This window comes from Pseudoclavibacter sp. RFBG4, from assembly GCF_002931515.1.
Lineage (GTDB): Bacteria > Actinomycetota > Actinomycetes > Actinomycetales > Microbacteriaceae > Pseudoclavibacter.
Map to the genome: position 1 here is coordinate 36,845 of NZ_PSYC01000049.1, position 22,693 is coordinate 59,537.

The 22,693-nt window shown below is 68.6% G+C and carries 19 protein-coding genes and 2 tRNA genes; 16 read left to right on the plus strand and 5 right to left on the minus strand.

From position 1 onward, the window contains the following. Positions 1-21 precede the first annotated feature (21 nt). Positions 22-1,650: a phosphoglucomutase (alpha-D-glucose-1,6-bisphosphate-dependent) gene (pgm, locus tag C5E10_RS16870; RefSeq protein WP_104332646.1), complete on the minus strand. Its 1,629-nt coding sequence runs from the start codon at positions 1,648-1,650 to the stop codon at positions 22-24. 67 nt (positions 1,651-1,717) lie between these two features. Between pgm and pheA the strand changes: the two genes are divergently transcribed. Next, the gene (gene pheA, locus C5E10_RS16875) at positions 1,718-2,665 is read left to right on the plus strand and encodes a prephenate dehydratase (RefSeq protein ID WP_104332624.1); all 948 of its coding nucleotides are present in this window, start codon (positions 1,718-1,720) and stop codon (positions 2,663-2,665) included. Here pheA and C5E10_RS16880 read toward each other — a convergent pair. Continuing rightward, complete coding sequence (locus tag C5E10_RS16880; RefSeq protein ID WP_104332625.1) at positions 2,662-2,985, minus strand: DUF6907 domain-containing protein; 324 nt, start codon at positions 2,983-2,985, stop codon at positions 2,662-2,664. The two genes, pheA and C5E10_RS16880, sit on opposite strands and share 4 nt — an antisense overlap. A 246-nt stretch (positions 2,986-3,231) precedes the next feature. On the opposite strand from C5E10_RS16880, the gene C5E10_RS16885 reads away from it, so the two are divergent. Then, the gene (locus tag C5E10_RS16885; RefSeq protein ID WP_104332626.1) at positions 3,232-3,537 is read left to right on the plus strand and encodes a hypothetical protein; all 306 of its coding nucleotides are present in this window, start codon (positions 3,232-3,234) and stop codon (positions 3,535-3,537) included. On the opposite strand, the gene C5E10_RS16890 is transcribed toward C5E10_RS16885, so the two are convergent. The 3 genes from C5E10_RS16890 to C5E10_RS16900 form a co-directional block, all read right to left on the minus strand. Next, a complete protein-coding gene (locus C5E10_RS16890) occupies positions 3,534-3,848 on the minus strand; it encodes a DUF6907 domain-containing protein (RefSeq protein WP_104332627.1) in 315 nt (104 codons plus the stop codon). The genes C5E10_RS16885 and C5E10_RS16890 overlap by 4 nt on opposite strands. A gap of 67 nt (positions 3,849-3,915) precedes the next feature. Beyond that, positions 3,916-4,164: a helix-turn-helix domain-containing protein gene (locus tag C5E10_RS16895; RefSeq protein ID WP_104332628.1), complete on the minus strand. Its 249-nt coding sequence runs from the start codon at positions 4,162-4,164 to the stop codon at positions 3,916-3,918. Positions 4,165-4,328: 164 nt separating this feature from the next. Beyond that, positions 4,329-5,495, minus strand: a complete 1,167-nt coding sequence (locus tag C5E10_RS16900; RefSeq protein ID WP_104332629.1) for a diacylglycerol kinase family protein — start codon at positions 5,493-5,495, stop codon at positions 4,329-4,331. Positions 5,496-5,580: 85 nt separating this feature from the next. On the opposite strand from C5E10_RS16900, the gene serS reads away from it, so the two are divergent. The 14 genes from serS to C5E10_RS16970 all read left to right on the plus strand — a co-directional run bounded on the left by serS (position 5,581) and on the right by C5E10_RS16970 (position 22,673). After that, positions 5,581-6,846 (plus strand): serine--tRNA ligase, encoded by a 1,266-nt coding sequence (gene serS / locus C5E10_RS16905; RefSeq protein WP_104332630.1) that lies wholly within the window; start codon positions 5,581-5,583, stop codon positions 6,844-6,846. After that, a complete protein-coding gene (locus C5E10_RS16910; RefSeq protein WP_258071191.1) occupies positions 6,843-7,679 on the plus strand; it encodes an HAD family hydrolase in 837 nt (278 codons plus the stop codon). The genes serS and C5E10_RS16910 overlap by 4 nt, the downstream gene beginning before the upstream one ends. An 8-nt stretch (positions 7,680-7,687) precedes the next feature. Beyond that, the gene (locus C5E10_RS16915) at positions 7,688-9,145 is read left to right on the plus strand and encodes an LssY C-terminal domain-containing protein (protein ID WP_104332631.1); all 1,458 of its coding nucleotides are present in this window, start codon (positions 7,688-7,690) and stop codon (positions 9,143-9,145) included. Positions 9,146-9,245: 100 nt separating this feature from the next. Continuing rightward, positions 9,246-9,333, plus strand: a tRNA-Ser gene (locus C5E10_RS16920). Positions 9,334-9,362: 29 nt separating this feature from the next. After that, positions 9,363-10,712 (plus strand): LCP family protein, encoded by a 1,350-nt coding sequence (locus C5E10_RS16925; protein WP_104332632.1) that lies wholly within the window; start codon positions 9,363-9,365, stop codon positions 10,710-10,712. Between the two features lie 117 nt (positions 10,713-10,829). Next, positions 10,830-12,119, plus strand: a complete 1,290-nt coding sequence (locus tag C5E10_RS16930; protein ID WP_104332633.1) for an LCP family protein — start codon at positions 10,830-10,832, stop codon at positions 12,117-12,119. A 197-nt stretch (positions 12,120-12,316) separates the two neighbouring features. Further along, a tRNA-Ser gene (locus tag C5E10_RS16935) sits at positions 12,317-12,406 on the plus strand. 168 nt (positions 12,407-12,574) lie between these two features. Continuing rightward, positions 12,575-13,492, plus strand: coding sequence for a PRD domain-containing protein (locus C5E10_RS16940; RefSeq protein ID WP_104301341.1), 918 nt, complete (start codon positions 12,575-12,577; stop codon positions 13,490-13,492). 187 nt (positions 13,493-13,679) lie between these two features. Then, positions 13,680-15,539: a beta-glucoside-specific PTS transporter subunit IIABC gene (locus C5E10_RS16945; RefSeq protein WP_104332634.1), complete on the plus strand. Its 1,860-nt coding sequence runs from the start codon at positions 13,680-13,682 to the stop codon at positions 15,537-15,539. Positions 15,540-15,599: 60 nt separating this feature from the next. After that, positions 15,600-17,012 (plus strand): glycoside hydrolase family 1 protein, encoded by a 1,413-nt coding sequence (locus C5E10_RS16950; protein WP_104332635.1) that lies wholly within the window; start codon positions 15,600-15,602, stop codon positions 17,010-17,012. A 493-nt stretch (positions 17,013-17,505) separates the two neighbouring features. Beyond that, positions 17,506-18,948: an FAD-binding oxidoreductase gene (locus C5E10_RS16955; protein ID WP_104332636.1), complete on the plus strand. Its 1,443-nt coding sequence runs from the start codon at positions 17,506-17,508 to the stop codon at positions 18,946-18,948. 124 nt (positions 18,949-19,072) lie between these two features. Beyond that, a complete protein-coding gene (locus C5E10_RS16960; RefSeq protein ID WP_104332637.1) occupies positions 19,073-20,731 on the plus strand; it encodes an ABC transporter substrate-binding protein in 1,659 nt (552 codons plus the stop codon). Positions 20,732-20,757: 26 nt separating this feature from the next. Further along, positions 20,758-21,807 (plus strand): ABC transporter permease, encoded by a 1,050-nt coding sequence (locus C5E10_RS16965; RefSeq protein WP_104332638.1) that lies wholly within the window; start codon positions 20,758-20,760, stop codon positions 21,805-21,807. Next, positions 21,804-22,673 carry an ABC transporter permease gene (locus C5E10_RS16970; RefSeq protein ID WP_104332639.1) on the plus strand — a complete coding sequence of 290 codons (870 nt, stop codon included), beginning with the start codon at positions 21,804-21,806 and terminating at the stop codon, positions 22,671-22,673. Before C5E10_RS16965 ends, C5E10_RS16970 begins: the two co-directional genes overlap by 4 nt. Positions 22,674-22,693 lie beyond the last annotated feature (20 nt).

Consider the following 22,693-nt stretch of genomic DNA (forward strand, 5'->3'; position numbering starts at 1 on the left):
TCTTCGTGGCGGGACGCGCGGCTAGGAGCCCAGCGCCGCGTCGACGATCGCCTTGGCCTCCGCCTGCACGAGCTTCAGGTGCTCTGGACCCTTGAACGATTCGGCGTAGATCTTGTACACGTCCTCGGTGCCGGATGGGCGGGCCGCGAACCACGCATTCGCGGTCGTGACCTTCACGCCGCCGATCGCAGCACCGTTGCCTGGGGCGTGGCTGAGGCGCGCCGTGATGGGGTCGCCAGCGACCTCCACTGCGGAGATCGCGTCGCCGTCGAGCTTGCCGAGCACGGCCTTCTGCGCAGGCGTGGCCGGGGCATCGACGCGCTCATAGGCGGGGCGGCCGAACTCCTCGACGAGCTCCTCGTAGCGCTGCGAGGGGGTCTTTCCTGTGACGGCGATGATCTCGGCCGCCAGGAGGGCGAGCAGGATGCCGTCCTTGTCTGTGGTCCAGACGGTGCCGTCCTTGCGGAGGAACGAGGCCCCTGCGGACTCCTCGCCGCCGAACACGATGGAGCCGTCGATGAGGCCGGGCACGAACCACTTGAATCCGACGGGCACCTCGACGAGCGTGCGGCCGAGCGAGGCGGCGACGAAGTCGATCATGGTGCTCGATACGAGCGTCTTTCCGATGCCTGCCGTCACCGACCATTCGGGGCGGTGCGCGCACAGGTAGTCGATGGCCACGGCCAGGTAGTGGTTGGGGTTCATGAGGCCCGCGTCCGGGGTGACGATGCCGTGGCGGTCCGCGTCGGCGTCGTTCCCGGTCAGGATGTCGTAGTCGTGGCGGCGCGCGAGCACGGAGGCCATCGCGGACTGCGACGACGGGTCCATGCGGATCTTGCCGTCCCAGTCGAGCGTCATGAACGGCCAGCGCGCATCCACGTCCGGGTTCACGACGGTGAGGTCGAGGTCGTACTCGTCGGCGATGGCCTGCCAGTAGCGCACGCTGGCGCCGCCGAGGGGGTCTGCGCCGATGCGCACGCCCTCGCGCTTGATGGCGTCGACGTCGATGATGTTCTTCAGGTCGCGCACATAGTCGCCCTTGAAGTCGTGGCGGCCCACGTTGCTCGTATCCGGAGTGCCGCGCTTCACGCCGTCGAGGCCCGCTTCGATGAGCTCGTTCGCTCGGTTCGCGATCCAGCCGGTCGCGTCGCTGTCAGCCGGCCCGCCGTGCGGGGGGTTGTACTTGAAGCCGCCGTCCTGGGGAGGGTTGTGGCTCGGCGTGACGACGATGCCGTCGGCCTGCTCGGTGTTGGCCGGGTCTGCGTTGTAGCGGATGATCGCGTGGGACAGGGCCGGGGTCGGCACCCACTCGTCGTCGAGGTCGGCGAGCACGGTGACGCCGTTGCCGACGAGCACCTCGAGGGCGCTGCGCTCGGCCGGCTCGCTGAGCCCGTGCGTGTCGCGGCCGATGAAGAGCGGACCCGTGATGCCCTGCGCCTGGCGGTATTCGACGATGGCCTGCGTGATGGCGAGGATGTGGGTCTCGTTGAAGGACGAGGTGAGGCTCGAGCCACGGTGCCCGCTCGTGCCGAACGCGACGCGTTGCGTCGAGACGGCGGGGTCGGGGATCTTCTCGGCGTACGCAGCGATGAGTGCGTCGAGATCGATGAGGTCGGATTCAAGGGCGAGGCTGCCAGCGCGATCGTGCATGTCCACAGTCTGGCACCGCGAGGTGTCTCGTGGGGAGGAAGTCGAGCATCGGCATAGGCTGATCTCCATGACCGAAGCCAGTGCCGTGCCAGATGAGCGAGAGACGTACTCCTACCTCGGGCCGGCGGGCACCTTCACGGAGGCCGCGCTCGGCCAGGTCGAGGCGGCCCGAGGGCAGATCTGGCGGCCGGTGAGCAACGTCGGCGAGGCGCTCGCCGACGTGACGACGGGGCGCAGCGTCGCGGCGATGATCGCGATCGAGAACAGCATCGAGGGTGGGGTCACGGCGTCACAGGATGCGCTTGCCACGATTCCGGGGCTCCGGATCGCGGGGGAGTACGAGGTCTCCATCTCCTTCAGCCTCGTGGTGCGCCCCGGAACCCGTCTCGAGGATGTCCGCACGGTCTCGGCGCACCCGGTGGCGTACGGGCAGTGCCGCAGGTGGCTGCACGCCCACGTCCCGGGCCACGAGCACGTCACCGCGAACTCGAACATCGCCAGCGTCAATGCGCTCTTCGACGAGCGAGGCGACATCGACGCCGCTATCGCGCCGCGGGGGGTCGAGGACCGCTTCGACGTCTCGGTGCTCTCGGAGAACATCCAGGACAACAAGATGGCGCGTACGAGATTCGCGCTCGTCAGCCTGAGCCGCGAGCTGCCGGCCAGGACGGGCGCCGACAAGACGAGCCTCATCGTGGAGCTGCCTGAGGAGTTCCCTGGATCGCTCATGGTCATGCTGGAGCAGTTCGCGACCCGCGGCGTGAACCTGTCGATGATCACCTCGCGTCCGCTGCCCGACCGCATCGGCTCCTATCGCTTCGTGCTCGACCTCGACGGCCACATCGACGATGCGAGGGTCGCGGATGCGCTGCTCGGGCTTCGCCGGTTCAGCCCGCACGTCATCTTCCTCGGCTCGTATCCGCGTGCCGACCGGAAGCCGGTCGTCGTCGACCCCAAGTGGGGAGATGAGCACTTCGGGGAAGCGGTCGACTGGCTGCACTCTCTGCGCGGCTAGCACGAGCCGGGTTCGGGACCGCAGCTCTCGAGCAGGCTCGTCGCGAGGCGTCGTGCGCTGTCGACGGTGATGTCGAGGACAGGCCCGTCGTGGAGGAGGAGCGCCAGCCACGGGACGCGCTCGTGGGCTTCCTGGTGCTGCACGAGCACGAGCTGGTCGACCGCGAAGGCATGCTGTCGTTCGTCGGGGGATTCGCGGGCCGGCCTCCGCGATACGACCGACACCTCGCGGCTGAGGCTGTAGTGCAGGGTCTCGTCGGCGTCGAGGTGCAGCGCGACGCACCATTCTGGGCATCGCTGCGTGCCGGATGTCGTGCTCATGCGTGGGGTCTCCCTGCTTGCGTGCGACGATCGCGCTCCCGGTCCGGCACAGCCGGGAGAGTCGTCGCGTGTGGCGTACTCGGTCTGTCCGGACACCGTAGAGGCGACCACCGACGTTTCGCGCCCGCCCCGGCGCCGGGCCCCTCGCCGCAGGGTCCAAGGTCCTGAGCGGTCGCCTCTGAGAGACTTGGGTGCACGCCCCGGCCTGGGGTCGCGTGCATTCTCGTGTCTGGAGGAGAGACAGCCATGTCGACCACCACTCTGCGTCCGAGGCGTCTGCTGCGCACCGCGTGCTTGCTCGTCGCAGCGGCCCTCGCCGCCGTGCTCGTCTCCTGGGAGCCAGCGACGGCGCACGCCGCCGTGATCGCGACAGCTCAGGCGGCGACCGAGCAGTCTGTTCCTCAGGCGGCCATCGTCACGATCTCGGTGCTCTCGGCGCTCATCGTCGTGCTCCTGATCGCCTTCGTCGTCTGGATGCGTCGGCGTGGGCACGCCGAGGACGAGGATGCGGAGAACGCTGCGGGGAGCGACGGCGGCGTCGACACGAACTAGGCGCTGGTGTCCTCGGCGAGCGACTGCAGGGTGCTGCCGAGCTGTGCGGCGCTGGCCGCGGTGAGGTCGAGGACGGCTGCCCCGTCGCGCAGGAGCGCCACCCAGGTCTCCGATTCTCCCGCCTCCCGGTGCGTGACCAGCTCGAGCGTCGTCGGGGTGGCTGGCACCTCGGGGCGGAAGCGAAGCTCCGCGGAGGTCGGTCGCTGCAGGAGCTCGATGGCGAGACTCTCGCCGTAGTGCAGCGTCTCGCCGTCGAGGTGCAGCGAGACGCACCAGGTGGGGCAGGGGGTGGTGCCGGTGGGGTGCTTCATCGGTCGCTCCAGGTGTTCGCGAGTCAGCGGATTGGCGTCGAGCAGACCCGGAGCCTGAGCCGCGGAGCTAGACGGCTGGCGGGGCCGTCGGTCCAGCGTCGGCTTCGTCGGCGAGGAGTTCCATCGGTGGCACGCCGAGGAGCTCCGCCATGCCCTCGAGTGTCTGCAGCGTGATGTTGCGCTCGCCGCGCTCGACGGATCCGATGTAGGTGCGGTGCAACCCCACGACGTCGCCGAGTGCCTCCTGGCTGATACCGCGCGAGAGGCGGATTCGACGGATGTTCTTGCCCACGCTTCGCTGGAGTTCACCGACCATGCCCCAAATGATGGAATGCCGCTACTCATGAGTCTACAGAGTTATAAGTAGCATTCTCTGCCCCGAGAGGGCCGGGGTCAAGCGAAACGGGCCGTTCCGCAAGACAAGTGAGCAGCGAAATGCGCGGTCGACCCCCGTCGATGCGGGCTTCGGGCGTGTCGCCCCTAGAGCGACGGGCGGCTCGGGCTGTTCTCCGGTCCGGTGATGCCGAGGCGACGCGCGAGGGTGCGCAGCCCCTCGTTCTCGGGCATGGGCTTCGGGGTGCGCACCGTGAGGCTGGCAGGCTCGATCCAGATGCGCGCAGCGGTGATCTGCCCCGCCGCATCCCCGTCGACCTCGAACTCCTCCGGGCCGGAGTCGAGGCGGAAGGTGACCTCCTCGACCTGCGCGTAGGTGAGGGCGCGCACGTGCTTGCGGCCCTCGAGGAGGATGCGCCTGCCGACATCGGTGCGCCGCATGATGCCGGACTGTACGACGAGGCGACCGTAGATCTGCAGCCAGCCGATCAGGCCGTTGGGGCGCATGATCGCGAGGTCGAGCCTGCCGTCGTCGATCTCAGCGTCGGGCAGCAGGTGGAGCCCGCCCGGCATGAGCCCGCAGTTGCCGACCATGACGGTGGCGGCCCGGAGCGACCGCGCATGCGTCTTGCCGTCGACGCGGAGGCGCAGGTGGAAGTTCGGTCCGTTGGCGACGGAGCGGGCGATGCCGCCGAGGTACGCGACCCAGCCGACCTTCTTCTTGAGGTCCTCCGAGGTGTTCGCGATCATTCCAGCGTCGACGCCGACGCCGCCCATGACGGTGAAGGCCATGCGCTCGCGGGTCTTGTCTTCGCGCTCGACGGCGGCCCAGCCGACGTCGATGCGCGCATCCACCCCGCCGAAGGCGACTTCGACCGCGCGGGCGAGCGTGGTCATGGGGAGCGTCGAGGGCTTCGCGCCAGGCAGGAGGGTGGATGCGTTCTGCACCATCTCGGACACCGTGTCGGTCACGCCTCCCGCGACCTCGATGCCGATGTTGCGCGCGAGGAGGTTGCCGGTTCCGCCCGGGACCACGCCGAGAGCGACGTCGGTGCCCGCCAGGGTCTCGGCGACGAGTCGAACGGTTCCATCGCCTCCGGCGGCGATGACCATCGTCGCGCCGGCTTCGATGGCTTCCTTCGTCTGCCCGGCTCCGGGGTCATCCGCGGTCGTCTCGAACCACAGGGGCTCCGGCCAGCCGTACCGTTCCGAGCTCTCGGCCGCGGCTGCGCGGAGGGCCTCTGTATCGACCTTCACTGGGTTGACGACGATGGCGGCGAGCTTGTCTGAACCCTGTCGGGCGGTATGCGGCATGCAGTGAGCCTAAGTCAGTGGCGGTGTGTGTCTGCGGCGAACGCGCTCCTGGGCTCGCGGCACCCTCGACGACTAGGCTTGGACCGTGATCGACGCCCAGCTTCTCCGTGACCAGCCCGACCTCCTCAAGCGCTCCCAGATCTCGCGCGGCAACGACCCCTCGACGGTCGATGCGGCCCTCGAGGCTGACGCTGCTCGCAGGTCGGCGATCTCCGAGTTCGAGCGGCTGCGCGCCGAGCAGAACGCCGCCTCCAAGCTGGTCGCGAAGGCCAGCAAGGAGGAGAAGCCGGCGATCCTCGCCTCGGTGAAGGACCTGGCGGCGAGCGTCAAGGCGGCGAGCCAGGCGGCGAACGAGGCGAGCGCGGCCGCGGATGAGGCCGTCGGGCGCATCCAGAACGTCGTCATCGAGGGCGTGCCGGCGGGTGGCGAGGAGAACTTCGAGGTGCTCAAGACGGTGGGCGAGCGCCCAGCGTTCGAGTTCGAGCCGCGCGATCACCTCGAGCTGGGGGAGCTGCTCGGGGCAATCGACATGCAGCGGGGGGCGAAGGTCTCCGGTGCTCGGTTCTACTTCCTCCGCGGCATCGGCGCCCGCCTCGAGCTGGCCCTCATGACGTATGCGCTCGACGTCGCGATCCGCAACGGCTTCGTGATGCTCACGACGCCGACGCTCGTGAAGCCCGAGATCATGCGAGGCACTGGCTTCCTCGGCGAGCACGCCGATGAGGTGTACCACCTGCAGGACGACGACCTCTACCTGACGGGCACCAGCGAGGTGGCGCTCGCGGGCTACCACTCCGACGAGATCATCGACATCGAGGCGGCGCCGCTGCGCTACGCCGGCTGGTCGACCTGCTACCGCCGCGAGGCCGGTTCGCACGGCAAGGACACGCGCGGCATCATCCGCGTGCACCAGTTCAACAAGCTCGAGATGTTCGTCTATGCGAAGCCGGAGGACGCGGAGGCGGAGCACGAGCGGCTCCTCGGCTGGCAGGAGGAGGTGCTGCAGTCGCTCGGCCTGAGCTACCGCGTCATCGACACAGCCGCGGGAGACCTCGGCTCCTCGGCGGCTCGCAAGTTCGACGTCGAGGCGTGGGTTCCGACGCAGGATGCGTACCGCGAGCTCACCTCGACCTCGAACTGCACGACCTACCAGGCCCGTCGCCTGTCGACGAGGTATCGCACCGACACGGGCAAGACCGCGCCGGCTGCGACCCTCAACGGAACGCTCGCGACGACGCGATGGCTCGTGGCTCTGCTCGAGACGCACCAGCGCGCCGACGGGTCGGTGGTCATCCCCGAGCCGCTGCGCCCCTACCTCGGCGGCCTCGAGGTCATGGAGCCCGTCAGGTGAGCGCGGCGAACCTGCCAGAGCAGGGCGCTGCGGGCGGGCGGATGCTCGTCGCGCTCGACATCGACGGCACGATCCTCGGCATCGACGGTGCGATCCCGGACGCGACCTTCGAGCAGGTCCGGCGGCTGCAGGCCGCGGGCCACGAGGTCATGCTCGCCACCGGTCGCAGCTGGGCGGACACACGACCCATCGCCGAGCGGCTCGGTCTCGACTCGCAGTTCCACGTGTCCGCGAACGGTGCCATGACGCTCGAGCGCGACGCGGTCGCGCAGGGCGGGTATGCGACGCGCTGGATCGAGACGTTCGACCCAACCGAAGTGCTCGTCAGCCTGCGGGGAGCGCTGGAGAACGCGATGTTCGCGGTCGAGGACCCGCAGGGTGTGTTCAAGTACAGCGGCCACTTCCCCGATGGGAGCTTCGAGGCACGCGGCGAGGAGGTTCCCTTCGAGGGGCTCCTCAACGCCGAGGCGACACGACTTGTCGTCATCTCCCCGGACCATTCGATCGAGGAGTTCACGGCGGTCATCGAGCGTCTCGGCCTGCACGAGGTCAGCTACTCCGTCGGGTGGACCGCGTGGCTCGACATCGCGCCGGAGGGCGTCAACAAGGGGACGGCGCTCGAACGGGTCCGTCGCGAGCTGGGCATCCCGATGAATCGGGTCGTCGTCGCCGGTGACGGGCGCAACGACATCGAGATGCTGCAGTGGGCGTCGAACGGCGGCACGGCCATCGCCATGGGCGACGCCCCGCAGGAGGTCATCGACGCTGGCACGGTGCTCGCGCCGGACTTCGCGCACGACGGCCTCAGCGTGGCACTGAGCAGGCTCAGCTAGGCGACGGCATGACCGTCGACGTGCCGCGGAGGCGCCCGCTCGCCGCCATCGGCCAAGCGCTCGACGGGTTCTTCTTCGTCTTCGCGGGACTCGCCGCGATCTGGCTCGCGGTGCTTGTCGCCGACGACTCGTTCCAGGTCGGCTGGTGGGGGATCCTCCTGCTGCTCGCCTTCTGGGGCCTGCTCGCGTACCTCGTCCTGCCGCGCATCCACCGCATCCTGACGACCGTGTACGTGCCCGACTACTTCATCGGCAGGGCGCGGACCAGCGACGGCCTGCTCGGCGACCCCATCAACCTGGGGCTGCTCGGCCACGAGACCGAGCTGCACGATGCGATGCGCGCCGCTGGCTGGACGCGCGCTGACGACATCTCGCTGCGCACGAGCCTCGGCATCATCTCCTCGACGGTCACCCGTCGCAGCTACCACGAGGCGCCGGTCAGCCCGCTGTTCCTCTTCGGCCGGCAGCAGGACTTCGCGTACCAGCAGGAGGTCGCGGGCAACCCGGCGAAGCGGCACCACGTGCGCTTCTGGAAGTGCCCGGACGGCTGGCTGCTGCCCGGCGGCACCAGGGTCGACTGGCTCGCGGCCGGCACCTTCGACCGTGCTGTCGGCTTCTCGCTCTTCACGCTGCAGGTGACGCACAAGATCGACGCCGACACCGATATCGAGCGCGACCACATCGTCGCCACAGTGCTCGAGGGCACGCCTCGGGCGTCCGTCGCGGTGCTCAAGGACTTCTCGACGGGCTACCACTCGCGCAACGGCGGCGGCGACTCGATCCGCACCGACGGCAACCTGCCGGTGCTGCAGCTGCCGAGCGCCTCCGATGCGCCGCTGACCGTCCCCGAGCCCGTGCTGCTGCCCTCGGCCAGCGGTGCTCCCGCAGATCGCCTCGAATCCGCTCCCCGCGACCCGACTCTCCCGACTCTCCCAGCGCCCTCGGCGCGCTCGACGCAGAAGCGCGCCGCCTTCGAGGCCATGAGCACCTCGAGCCCCGTCGAGAGCTCGGTCGCCGAGGAGGTGCGCCGGCATGGGCGCCCCATCACCATCACGTTCGGCGCGATCGTCGTCTTCGGTCGCGCGCTGCTCGCTCTGCTCTTCTTCGGCGTGCTCGCGCTCATCGGGCCGGACGGCATGCGCGAGGTGCTGACGGATGCCGAGCTCTCCGGGACGGACGCGACGGCCCTCGCGGAGCCGGCCTGGATCGCCAGCATGGTCGTGGGCGGGATCGTCGTCTCCTCGACGCTGCTGCTCGGCATCCTCGTGCTGCGTGGCGTGAACTGGGCGCGCATCACGCTGCTGCTGTACGCGGCCGGCTCGATAGGCCTGCAGTTCGGCGGCTGGTGGGCTGGGGACGAGGAAATCAGGTTCAGCACTACCCTCGCGTTCACCGCTCTGGATATCCTGTCCTTGCTGGCTCTGTCAGGGAAGCCGGCGCGTCAGTACTCGCGGCAGCGTCCGTGAGTCTGCGTCGAACGTCCGGGTAACCAGATATTTCACTTTCGGTTACCATGGACACGCGGAGAGCTCGAAAACGATACTGAATCGTTGTCTGAGCGCTTCTGGAGGGCTGTCCGAGCGGCCGATGGAGCTGGTCTTGAAAACCAGTGGGCAGCAATGTCTCGTGGGTTCGAATCCCACGCCCTCCGCCACCAATCCCCTGACGTGAGGAACACCGCCTGTGACGCATCCCGGACCATCCCGCGCTCGGCGCGGCTACGTTCCGGGCAAGGGCGTGCGGGAGGAGACCCCGAAGTCGACCTCCGCGCGGCACGGCAAGCAGCACGTGACGACGCCCACGAACTCGGTCGTCAAGACCGGGACGATCGCCCTCTGCGTCGCGCTCGTCAGCGTCATGGTCGTCGGCGCGCTCGCGTGGATCAACCTGCAGTCGAAGGTCACGACCTTCGACATCGCCGACCCGTCCGGCTCGGAGGAGCCGGCGAGCTTCGCCGAGATCGAGGGCGGCATCAACGTGCTGCTCGTCGGCAGTGACGACCGCACGGGTCAGGGCGCGGAGTTCGGCGAAGGCGAAGCCGACGCGGACGGCGTGCTCAACGACGTGAACATGCTGCTGCACATCGCGGAGGACCGCTCGAGCGCCTCCGTCGTCAGCATCCCCCGCGACACGATCGTGAACCAGCCTGCCTGCACCAACGACCAGGGTGTCGCCATGGAGGAGTCCTTCGAGGTCCCCATGAACAGCATCCTCGGCGAAGGCGGCATGAACTGCGTCGTGTCGACGGTCGAGGCGATGAGCGGCATCGAGATCCCGTACGCGGCGATGGTGAAGTTCCGCGGCGTCATCGAGATGTCGAACGCCGTCGGCGGCGTCGACGTCTGCGTGGCGAACGAGATCAGCGACGACTACGTCGGCCTGTACTTGCAGCCGGGCGACTACACGCTCCAGGGCGAGGATGCGCTGAAGTTCCTCCGCACCCGCCACGGCGTGGGTGACGGCAGCGACCTGACCCGCATCGCGAACCAGCAGGTGTTCCTGTCGGCGCTCATCCGCGAGGTGAAGAGCGCGGGAACGCTCACGAACCCCGTCAAGCTGTACGGCCTGGGCGTCGCGGCGACGCAGAACATGACCATGTCGAGCTCGCTGACCGACCCGAACACGCTCGTCAGCATGGCGATGGCGCTCTCGCAGGTGCCCCTCGACAAGATCACCTTCGTGCAGCTGCCGACCGCGGCGTACGACTCGGCGCGAGTGCAGCCACTCGAACCGGACGCCTCCGCGATGTGGGAGCTGCTGCGCACCGACCAGTCGCTGGAGGTCGCGGGCGCGCCAGAGGCCACCGAGACGCCGGCCGACCCGAGCGCGACGGTCTCCATCGACCCGGCCACGGGCTGGGAGATCGACCCGACGACGGGCTTCCCCATCGACCCGGCAACGGGTATCCCCGTCGACCCCGCCACGGGTCTGCCGGTCGAGACACCGCCGACGAGCGCCGCGCCGCAGCCCACGCTGGCGGGCCAGCGCGCCGACGAGGAGTCATGCTCCAACGCGAGCTCGTCGCTGTTCTGATCATCGACGCTTCCTGACCAACCGTGTCTGCTGGCGTCCTGCGCGGGGTCAGGAGATCCATGTTCGCGCGCTCTATGCTGACGAACTCGACGTACGCTCCGGGGGAGGCCCGCACCTGTGACGACTTCTCGACGACGGGGAAGCAGCGCTCAGCGCTTCGACCGTGCCGGTGACGATGGCATCCTGCACCCGGATGCGCGGGGTGGGGTCGCCCAGCATGGCCGACTGCCCGTCACCTCCGCCGCTCGCTCGCTCGGCAAGGGGCTGCTCGTCGCGCTCTCCGCGGCGCTCGTGAGCACGCTCGCGATCGGCGGGATCGCGGCGGCGAACCTCGGCGGCAATCTGCAGCTGCTGCCGGACCCGGGTGGAGATGAGCCCCCCGTCGCGTTCGACGAGATCGAGGGCGGCTTCAACATCCTCCTCGTCGGCAGCGACGACCGCACGGGTCAGGGCGCCGAGTACGGGGAAGGCGACGAGGCGGCCTCCGGGGTGCTCAACGACGTGAACATGCTGCTGCACGTGTCGGCGGACCGCACACATGCCTCCGTCGTCAGCATCCCTCGCGACACGATGGTCGACCAGCCGGCGTGCACCAACGACGAGGGGGTGCAGATGGAGGAGCGCTACGAGGTCCCCATGAACAGCATCCTCGGCGAGGGCGGCATGGGCTGCGTCGTCGAGACCGTCGAGTCGATGAGCGGCCTCGACATCCCGTACGCCGCGATGGTGCAGTTCCTCGGGGTCATCGAGATGTCGAACGCCGTCGGCGGCGTCGACGTGTGCGTGGCGAACGAGATCAGCGACGACTACGTCGGCTTGTACCTGCAGCCGGGCAACTACTCGCTGCAGGGCGAGGATGCGCTGAAGTTCCTCCGCACCCGCCACGGCGTGGGCGGCAGCGACCTGCAGCGCATCGCGAACCAGCAGGTGTTCCTCTCCTCCCTCATCCGCGAGGTGAAGAGCGCTGGCACGCTCGCGAACCCGACGAAACTGTACGGGCTCGGGGTCGCGGCGACGCAGAACATGAAGATGACGAAGTCGCTCGCGGATGTGCCGACCCTCATGGGCATGGCTTCGGCGCTCAACAAGGTCGACCTGTCGAAGATCTCGTTCGTGCAGCTGCCGACGGGCGACTACGACGGCTCGCGGGTCATCCCGCTGGAGCCGGATGCGACGGCCATGTGGGACCTGCTGGCGGCAGACCAGCCGCTGTCCGTGGCGGGCGCGCCGGGCGATGAAGGCGCGGTCGCCGACGACGGGACCGCCGGCGATGGCACGACCGGCGAGGACGCGGCGACGGATGCGCCCGTCGACCCGAACGCCCCCGTCGCGACCCCCGCGCCCACCTTCGCGGGCCAGGCCGCCGACCAGGAGTCCTGCTCGAACCCGACGACCCTCTTCGGCTAGCCCGCGCCCGTGCCGCGCACCCGCGCACCCGCGCACCCGCGCTCCCGCCCGCCCCCCTCCGCTGCCCGAATGGGGCGGTTTCACCCCGTGTCGCGGGCGAGGACGGGGCGAATTCGACCCATCCGTGGGGTTGGTCCTGCGAAATCGCGCGCTCGGTTCGGAAGTTGCGCCGTGACCCGCTACGATAGGTGAGTCTTGGAGACGTCGCATAGTCCGGCCGAGTGCACCACCCTGCTAAGGTGGAGTCCCCTTTGAGGGGACCAGGGGTTCAAATCCCCTCGTCTCCGCTCTGCAGAGAACACCAAGATGAAGCCCCGGTACGAGCCCAGCTCGGAGCCGGGGTTTCGTGCATCCATCTGGATCAACGTGCATGCGCTTGCGTCCACCTGCATGCACAGCCCAGCCGGTTCGCTGCCCGCGCTTGCCGTCGAGCCTGGCGCAATACAATGCCCATCATGGGCGAATCCCGCAGGAGGAGCTCCTCGAAGGCAGAAAGCTCCCCGACTCCTGGCATCTCGAAGGTCATCAACAACAACGTTGTGATCCAGATCGATGGGGCCGGGCAGGAGCGTGTGCTGATGGGGCGCGGTCTCGGCTTCCAGTTGAAGCCGGGTGACCTCATCGACCCGTCGAGGGTGGAGAAGACGTTCGTACTCGCGACGGGCAGCGAGGGCGACCAGGCCCTGCAGCTGCTGAGCGCCGTGCCGTACCCCGTGGTCGAGGCGGTCATGAGCGCGGTCGACGAGGCAGAGCGGATGCTGGGGCGCGACCTCGGCAAGCGGCTTCCCCTCGCGGTCATCGACCACATCCAGTACGTGCTCGAGCGGCTCGATCGGGGCATCCGCATTCCGGCGACGTCGATGCCGGAGCTGCGCGTGCTGCACCCGCAGGAGTTCGCCGCGTCGAAGCACATGGCGAAGGTCATCTCCTCGGCCCTCGGGCGGGAGCTCCCGCCGGAGGAGGCCGTGTTCCTCACGATGCACGTGCTGAACTCGACGCGCGACGAGCCCGACGGCACCTCCGCCCTGCTCTTCCGCCGCGTCCAGCACGTGGTCGTGACCGTCGAGGCGGGCCTCGGCGTCGACCTCGACGTCGACAGCCACGACTACGCGCGCTTCGTGCTGCACATCCAGTTCCTCCTGCAGCGGCTCGTGTCGCGCAGCATGCTCCGCTCCACGGACTCGTCGTTCTTCGACTTCACGAAGCGCACCTACCCGCGCTCGTTCGCGATCGCCGAGCAGGTGAAGGGGTACGTCCGGGAGGCGACGGGGGTCGAGCTGACCGACGAGGAGCTCCTGTACGTGACGGTCCACATCGAACGGCTCGCGCAGCACATTGCCTATGGCACAGACGTGGAGCCGATGCTAGAGTGACTGCCGCAGGGCAATGAAGTCCTGCGGAATCCTTGGATTGTTACCGGTCAAGCGGGCAAAACCTGAACTCATATCGCCGAAATGGCGGTGTTCGAGTTCAGGTTTTTTTGTTGCCCAAAATCGGCCGGTTCGGGCCAGGGGCTCCAGACCGAATTGCCGCCGATGGCGGGAGAAGGAGAGCGGTCCCATGGATCACTCAAGAGTTGCAGCGGATGTGCTCAAGGGCGTCGGCGGCGAAGAGAACGTCAAGTCGGTCGTGCACTGCATGACCCGACTGCGCTTCGCGATCAGGGATGACGCGAAGATCGACAAGGCCGCGGTCAAGGCCATCCCGGGCGTCATCACGACGGCCGAGGCCGGCGGCCAGTACCAGGTTGTCATCGGCAACGAGGTCCCGGAGGTGTACGCCGAGCTCGGGAAGATCTCGAACCTCGTCGCGGGCACGCAGACGGCGACGGTCGATCCCGACGAGCCGAAGAAGAACCTCTTCAACCGCTTCATCTCGATGATCGCGGCGCTGTTCACCCCACTGCTGTGGGCGCTCGCCGGCACCGGTCTGCTGAAGGCATTCCTGTCCGCCGCGGCGACCTTCGGCTGGATCGCCACGGACACGTCGACGTACCTCGTCCTCAACGCGCTCTCCGACGCGTTCATCAACTTCCTGCCGATGGCGCTCGCGATCACGGCGGCGCGCTACTTCAAGGCCTCCGAGTGGACCTCGTTCGCGATCGCCGGCGCGCTGGTCTATCCGACGATCACTCCGCTGGTCGGAGCCGAGGGGCTGACGTTCTTCGGGATCCCGTTCACGATGGTCAGCTACGTCTCCAGCGTCATCCCGATCATCCTCATCGTGTGGCTGCAGAGCTACGCGGAGAAGTTCCTCTACGCGAAGCTGCACTCCTCGGTCCGCCGCTTCCTGACGCCCATGATCGTGGTTCTGATCGCGGTGCCCCTCGTCTTCGTCGTCGTCGGCCCGATCTCCGCGCTCCTCAGCGGATGGCTCGGCGAGGGCATCGGCTGGATCTTCGCGAACGTCCCGTGGCTCGGCGGCGCGATCATGGGTGGTCTGTGGCAGGTCTTCGTCATCTTCGGACTCCACTGGGGCTTCGTGCCGCTGTTCACGCTCGAGTTCCAGGCAACAGGTCAGATCCTGCTCATCGGCCCGGTGTTCGCTGCCGTCCTCGCGCAGTCCGCGGCCGTCGCCGGCGTGTGGGTCCGCACCCGAGACAAGAAGCTCAAGTCGCTCGCCGCACCCGCCACGCTGTCCGGCTTCCTCGCCGGCATCACCGAGCCCGCGATCTACGGCATCAACCTGCCCCTCAAGCGCCCCTTCATCTTCGGCGTCATCGGTGGCGCACTCGGCGGGGCGATCATCGCCATGGGCGGCGTCTTCTCCACCGCCTTCGTCGTTCCCTCCGGGCTGGCGCTGCCTGCGCTCTTCGGCAACGGCAACATGGTCTTCCTCGGCCTCGGCCTGGTCGCGGCGATCGTGGTGTCGTTCCTCCTCACCGTCATCCTCGGCTTCAAGGACCCGGTGGAAGAGGAAGCTCCGGCCAAGGCCGCAAGCAACGACCTCGAGATCCGCAGCCCCCTCGACGGCACAGCGGTTGCGCTGTCCGAGGTCTCCGACCCCGTCTTCGCCGGCGGTGTGCTCGGCAAGGGCGCGGCGGTCATCCCCAGCTCCGGCGCCGTCTACGCACCGTTCGACGGTGTCGTGGCAGCCGCCTTCCCGACGGGCCACGCGGTGGGCCTGCGCCACGCGGACGGTGCCGAGGTGCTCATCCACATCGGTGTCGACACGGTGAAGCTGAACGGCCAGCACTTCACGATGAAGGTCGAGTCCGGCCAGGCCGTGAAGGCTGGCGAGCTGCTCATCGAGTTCGACGTCGACGCCGTCAAGGCGGCGGGATACGACGTCACGACGCCCGTCATCATCACGAATTCAGAGCTGTACCCGGAGATCACGAGCCAGGTGACCGGCCCCATCTCGCACGGAGAGCCGCTGTACCTGGCCAAGTCGGTCGAGACCGTGGCGCTCGCCAAGTAGCCGCATCCCCACCGCACGACTTCACGCACCAACGCATCGCAGAACGAAGGAGACACGCGAATGACGACAACGAACTTCCCAGACGGATTCCTCTGGGGTGGCGCGACCGCAGCCAACCAGCTCGAGGGCGGCTACCTCGACGGGGGCAAGGGCCTTTCCATCCAGGACGTCATGCCGAAGGGCATCATGGCGCCGCCGACCGAGGGGCCGACCGACGACAACCTCAAGCACGTCGGCATCGACTTCTACAACCGCTACGCGGAGGACATCGCGCTCTTCGCCGAGATGGGGTTCAAGACGTTCCGCTTCTCGATCGCGTGGAGCCGCATCTTCCCGAAGGGCGACGAGCTGGAGCCCAACGAGGAGGGCCTCGCGTTCTACGACCGCGTGCTCGACGAGCTGGAGAAGCACGGCATCGAGCCGCTCGTCACGATCTCGCACTACGAGACGCCGCTGCACCTCGCGCAGCAGTACGACGGCTGGGTGAGCCGCGAGCTCATCGGCTTCTACGAGCGCTACGCCCGAGTGCTGTTCGAGCGCTACGGCTCGCGAGTGAAGTACTGGCTCACGTTCAACGAGATCAACTCGGTGCTGCACGCCCCGCTCCTGAGCGGTGGCATCCTCACTCCGAAGGACCAGCTCAGCGAGCAGGACCTCTACCAGGCCATCCACCACGAGCTCGTCGCCTCGGCGCTCGCGACGAAGATCGCGCACGAGGTCGCCCCGAATGCGCAGGTCGGCTGCATGCTCATCGCCATGCCCGTCTACCCGCTCACGCCGAGCCCCGCCGATGCGCTCAAGGTCATGGAAGTGGACCACTCGAACCTCATGTTCGGCGACGTGCACGTGCGCGGCGAGTACCCGGGCTTCGCGCTGCGCCTCCTCAAGGAGAAGGGCATCGACCTCAACATCACGGATGAGGACCGCGAGATCCTGAAGAACACGGTCGACTTCATCTCGTTCAGCTACTACATGAGCATCGCCGAGACCGCGGACCCCGCTGCCGGCGCCGGTGAAGGCAACATCATGGGCGGCGTGCCGAACCCGACGCTGGAGAAGAGCGAGTGGGGCTGGGCGATCGACCCGACCGGCCTGCGCATCGTCATGAACCAGTTCTGGGAGCGGTGGCAGAAGCCGCTGTTCATCGTCGAGAACGGGCTCGGGGCGAAGGACCAGCTCGTCGAGATCGACGGCGTGAAGACCGTCGATGACGGCTACCGCATCTCCTACCTCAACGACCACCTCGTGCAGGCAGGCGAAGCGATCGCTGACGGCGTCGAGCTGCTCGGCTACACGACGTGGGGCTGCATCGACCTCGTCTCGGCGAGCACGGCGCAGCTGAGCAAGCGGTACGGCTTCATCTACGTCGACCGCAACGACGACGGCTCCGGCACGCTCGAGCGCTACAAGAAGAAGTCGTTCGACTGGTACGCCGAGGTCATCCGCACCAACGGAGGCAGCCTGCAGGCGTAACGGCCAGCATCCCGAGCTCCCGGTATCCAGGTCCCTGCGATCCGGGCGCCGGGGCCGGCACTCGCAGGAGGCGGGTCGCGCACATCGCGCGGCCCGCCTTTTCGCGTCGAGCGGGCGGGCGGGCGAGCGTGCGGGCTCTGCCGAACGGGTGCCGGGCGGGCCTGTCCACCATCAGTGCAATATCGGGCGTTCCAGGCCCTCAGGGCCGATTTCGGCCACTTTCTGCACTGATGTTGGACAGTCGACGCGGGAAGCGACCGGTCGTCTTGGACCGCGCGACCGGATTGTCCGCGGCGCGATCCGCTGCGCATGTTGCCTGTGAGGCAACTCGGGGTCGAGCGTGCGCCACTTTCTGGCGTGGTTGATGACGCAACGTGACGCCGCCTGAAGCCCGACAACGTTCGGGGAAGGGAAGCGACGACGGTGCCTGTTCACGCGATGGGCGCTTCCGTACCTTTCGAGGGATCCTCCCGCCTCCCGTCGAAAGGCCAGCATGCCCACCGAGCTCGCCACCCCCGCGCCGACCGCACCGCTCTCCTCGCTCGACGGAGCGCAACCGCTGCAGCGGGTCATCGACGAACTGCAGGCGCAGCTGCCGCAGCTGGAGGTGCGCGTGCCCTCGGCGCTGACGCGCGAGTACGCGGTGGATGCGAGCACCAGGGGCCGCCTCGCCGGCATCGACCTCGGCCCGGCCGTCGCGTTCCCGAGCACGGCGGCGGAAGTGCAGGTGATCGTGCGGACGTCGGCCGAGCATGGCATCGCGGTGGTGCCGCGCGGCGCCGGCTCCGGCCTCGCAGGAGGCGCGACCGCCGACGAGCGGCAGCTGGTCGTCTCGACGGAGCGCCTCGACCGGGTCGTCGAGGTGAGCCCGCTCGACGAGGTCGCCGTGGTCGAGCCGGGCGTCATCAACGCCGACCTCAACCGCCACCTCGAGCCGTACGGCCTCTTCTACGCCCCGGACCCGGCCAGCTGGGACATCTCGTCCATCGGCGGCAACATCGCCACCAACGCCGGCGGGCTGCGCTGCGCGAAGTACGGGGTGACGCGCGAGTCGATCCTCGCGCTCGACGTCGTGCTCGCCGACGGCGCGATCGTGCACGTCGGCCATCGCTCCATCAAGGGCGTCACGGGCCTCGACCTCGTCTCCCTCTTCGTCGGCTCGGAGGGCATCCTCGGCATCGTCGTCGCGGCGACCGTGCGCCTCCGCCCGATCCCGGTCGCCCGCCGCACGGTGTCGGCGTTCTTCGCGACGACGGCAGCTGGCGCGGATGCGCTCTCCGCCATCACCCGCAGCACGGTGCGCCCGAGCGTTGTCGAGTTCTTCGACTCCCGCACGCTCGCGAACATCGACGCGCACAGCGGCAGCACGCTCACCGCCCGCGGCGGCGCCCTGCTGCTCATCGAGCTCGACGGCTACGGCATCGATGAGCAGTCCGCGGATCTCCGCTCGGCGCTCGAAGCCGTCGGCGGGCTCGTCACCGAGGAGAGCGTCGAGGACGGCGAGGCGCTGTGGGAGCTGCGCCGTTCAGGGCGCGGCTTCGATCCCGCCGAGTGGTTCGTGGGCGGCGACATCGCCGTTCCCAAGTCGCGCATCCCCGAGATCTTCGCCCACTTCCCGGTCGTCGAGGAGCGCTTCGGCGTCACGGTGGGCGCTGTCGCACACGCCGGCGACGGCAACCTGCACCCCGTCATCACGCTCCGCATCCCGGAGGGAGCTGACCCGGCCGTCGTCCCGCCGCAGCTGCATGACGCGGCCGTCGCCCTCGCCGAGTTCGCGCTCGAGCTCGGCGGAACCGTGAGCGGTGAACACGGCATCGGCTCCTCGAAGCTCGACCTCGCGGCCCTCGAGCTGTCCGAGCGGCACCGGGAGGCGCAGCACGCCATCAAGCGTGCGCTCGACCCCGCCGCGCTCTTCAACCCGGGCAAGGCCATCTGACCCGGCGCCCCGAGCGCCCCATCCCGAGCATCAGCTCACCAGCACCAGCACCAGCACCAGCCCACGCACCCACCAACCGACCACCCGCTATTCCAACGCAGACCCCGAGAAAGCAGCCACCATCATGTCGACACGACACCCACGACTCCGACGGAAACTCGCCGCAGCCATCGGCGTGCTCGCCAGCATGTCGCTGCTCGCAGCCTGCGCGACCTCCGATGCCGCGCCGGGAGCTGCGGGGGAGGGCGAGCCGAAGAACGGCGGCGACATCACGTTCCTCATCGACTCCCTCGGCGACAGCTGGATCCCCAACAACAGCGCCATCTCCAGCTACCAGGGGCACGTCTGGGGCCACGTCACCGACAAGCTCGTGTACGTCGACGGCGAGGGCAACGTGAGCCCGTGGGTCGCGGAGAGCTGGGAGCAGAACGACGACGCGACGGAGTACACGCTGCACCTCAAGGACGGCGTGACCTTCTCGGACGGCACCCCCGTCGATGCCGCGGCGGTCGTCGCGAACCTCGACATCTGGGCCAAGGGCGACCCCGACCGCGGCATCAACCGCATCGGGCTGTTCCCCGCCGCGAACTACGACGGTGCGACCGCGGTCGACGCGGCGACCGTCGAGGTGAAGTTCTCGAAGCCCACCCTCGGCTTCATCCCGACGCTCGGCTACCACGGCTCGATCCTCACCTCACCTGCCGTCATCGCGCTGCCGGCCGAGGAGCAGGCCGACCTCAGCAACTTCGTCGGCAGCGGCCCGTTCACGGTCGAGTCCTGGCAGGAGGGGCAGGACGTGGTCCTGACCAAGCGCGAGGACTACACCTGGGGTCCGGAGGCGCTCGAGCACACGGGCCCCGCGTTCCTCGACTCCATCACCTACCAGATCGTCGCCGAGCCGTCGCTGCGCACCTCCTCGGTGCAGGCGGGCCAGGCGGACGTCGCCTACAACACCTCCCCGCAGGAGCTGGATGCGCTCGCCGACGAGGGCCTCGAAGTCGCGGTTCCCCGCTACCTGGGCTTCGTCAACGGCTACGCGCTGAACACGCAGGTCGCCCCGTTCAACGAGACCGAGGTGCGTCAGGCATTCCAGCACGGCATCGACCGCGACGAGATCCTCTCCACCGTGTACACGGAGGACTGGGAGGCCGCGGAGTCGTTCATCCAGAGCAACGTCCCCGAGGCGACGGACCACAGCGACGCGTTCGCGTTCGACCCGGAGGAGTCGAAGAAGCTGCTGGATGCGGCTGGCTGGACGGAAGGCGCTGACGGCATCCGCTCGAAGAACGGCGAGACCCTCGCCGTGACGCTCTACCCGAATCCCTACCTCGCCACCTCGCAGTCGGTCGACGAGCTCGTGGCGCAGCAGCTGAAGAAGATCGGCTTCGACGTGAAGATCGAGGCGTACGACGTCGTCACGTACGGCGAGCGCGTGCTCAACAGCGGCGTCGAGATCCAGGCCACCGAGATCACGCGCAGCTTCATCGACGTCGGCACGGTCGCGGGCATCCTCACGAGCCTGAACGAGGGCGACGAGGACTGGTTCGGCGTGGGAACGAGCGACGCGAAGCTCAACGAGTACGCCGAGGGCATCTCGAGCTCGAGCGACACCGAGGCACGCGCGGCGCTCGCCGACGAGCTGCAGGGGTACGTGCTCGAGCAGGGCTACTTCGCCCCGATCACGCAGATCGTGCAGCGCGTGTACGTGCAGTCGCCGAACCTGCACGGCGTCACGTACAACGGCGTCGCGTACGCCAACTACGCCACGGCCTGGGTCGACTAGGCCCCGGCCGGCGGGAGGGGAGCAGCATGAGACACAACTACACGCGCTTCGCGCTGAGGCGCACGGGCCAGGCGATCATCGTCGTGCTGCTCGCCTACGTCTTCACGTTCTTCGTCATCAGCGTGCTGCCGGGGGACCCGGTCACGAGCACGCTGCGCAACCCCGACAACGGGTTCACGGAGGAGGAGATCGCCCGCATCGTGGCCTACTACGGCCTCGACCAGCCGCTGCTCGTGCAGCTGTGGGGTTCGCTCACGAGGTTCGTCGTCGGCGACTTCGGCGTCTCGCTGCGCTCGAACCTGCCCGTCGCCGACCTCATCGGGGACGCGCTGCCCTCGACGCTCGCTCTCGCGGGCAGCGCCCTCCTCGTGGCGGTTGTGCTCGCCGTGCTCATCGCGTTCGGCACGCAGGTGCTGCCGGTCCGCTACGGCCAGGGCGTCCTGCGCGCGTTCCCGTCGCTGTTCCTGTCGGTGCCGAACTTCGTCATCGGCCTGCTCCTCATCAACGTGTTCGCGTTCGGGCTAGGCCTGTTCCGCATCGTCGACCCGGAGAGCGCGTGGGCGACGTTCTTCGCCGCCTTCGCACTCGGCATCCCGGTCTCGGCGCAGATCGCGGAGGTGCTCATCACGAACCTCGACCACGCGTCCTCGCAGGAGTACGCGTCGGTGGCGCGCTCTCGCGGGCTCACGCAGCGGCGACTCTTCACGCGGCACCTCCTGAAGCCGTCGGCGCTGCCCGCGGTGACGGTGCTCGCACTCACGGTGGGCGAGCTGCTCGGCGGCTCCCTCATCACGGAGGCCGTCTTCGGGCGCAGCGGCATCGGCAGCATCGTGCAGCGGGCCGTCGCCAGCCAGGACCTGCCGGTGCTGCAGGCGGTCGTCGGCCTCGCCGCCGTCGTCTTCGTGATCGTCAACCTCCTCGCAGACCTGGCCTACCCGATTCTCGATCCGCGCGTCGACATCGAAGGAAACCGCAAGAAGGGCGGGCCCGTCATCGGGGATGCGGACGCGTCGGTACCCGAGCCCTCCTCCACCCCGTCCGACTCCCCGCTCAAGGAAGAGGCGAGCATCCTATGACCTCCGCAGTTCTCAACGCCGCACCGGGCGCGACCGGCTCCCGCAGTCCCAGGGCCGCGTTCAAGGTGCGCGCGATCGGCGTCTTCCCTCCGACGGTCGTGCTGTCGTTCGTCGTCATCGCCCTGGTGCTCGCCTGGTCGCTGCTGCCCGGCGTCTTCACCTCCTACAGCCCGGTCGACGGCGTCCCCGCCGACAAGTTCCTGGCGCCCAGCCCGCAGCACTGGTTCGGCACCGATCACCTCGGACGCGACCAGTTCGCCCGGGTCGTCTTCGGCACGCAGTCCTCGATCTCGTCGGCGCTGGTCGCCGTCATCATCGGCGTCGTCGTTGGCGGCGCGATCGGTCTCATCGGCGGGTTCATCGGCTCCTGGACCGACACGGTGCTCGCCAGGTTCGTGGATGTGCTGCTCGCCATCCCCAGCTTCCTCCTGGCCGTCGTCATCGTCTCCTCCCTCGGCTTCCAGACCATCAACGCCGCGATCGCCACGGGCGTCTCCGCCGTTGCGGTGTTCGCCCGCGTCATGAGATCCGAGGTGCTGAAGACGCGGCGGGCCACGTTCGTGGAGGCCGCCTACCTCCAGGGCGGGTCGAAGTGGCACGTGCTCGGCCGCCACGTCCTCCCGAACGCGTCTCGCTCCGTCCTGGCGCTCGCGGTGCTGCAGTTCGGGCTCTCGATCCTCGTCATCGCTGGCCTCGCGTTCCTCGGCTACGGCGACCCGCCGCCCGCATCCGACTGGGGGCTGCTCATCTCCAACGGCAAGGACTACCCGCGGGCGCCCTGGCTCGTGCTGTGGCCAGCCCTGGTCACCATCGCGACGGTGCTCTCCGTCAACCGCATCAGCCGGTGGCTCCGGCAGACGTCCTGACCGAACGCACGAGAGGCACG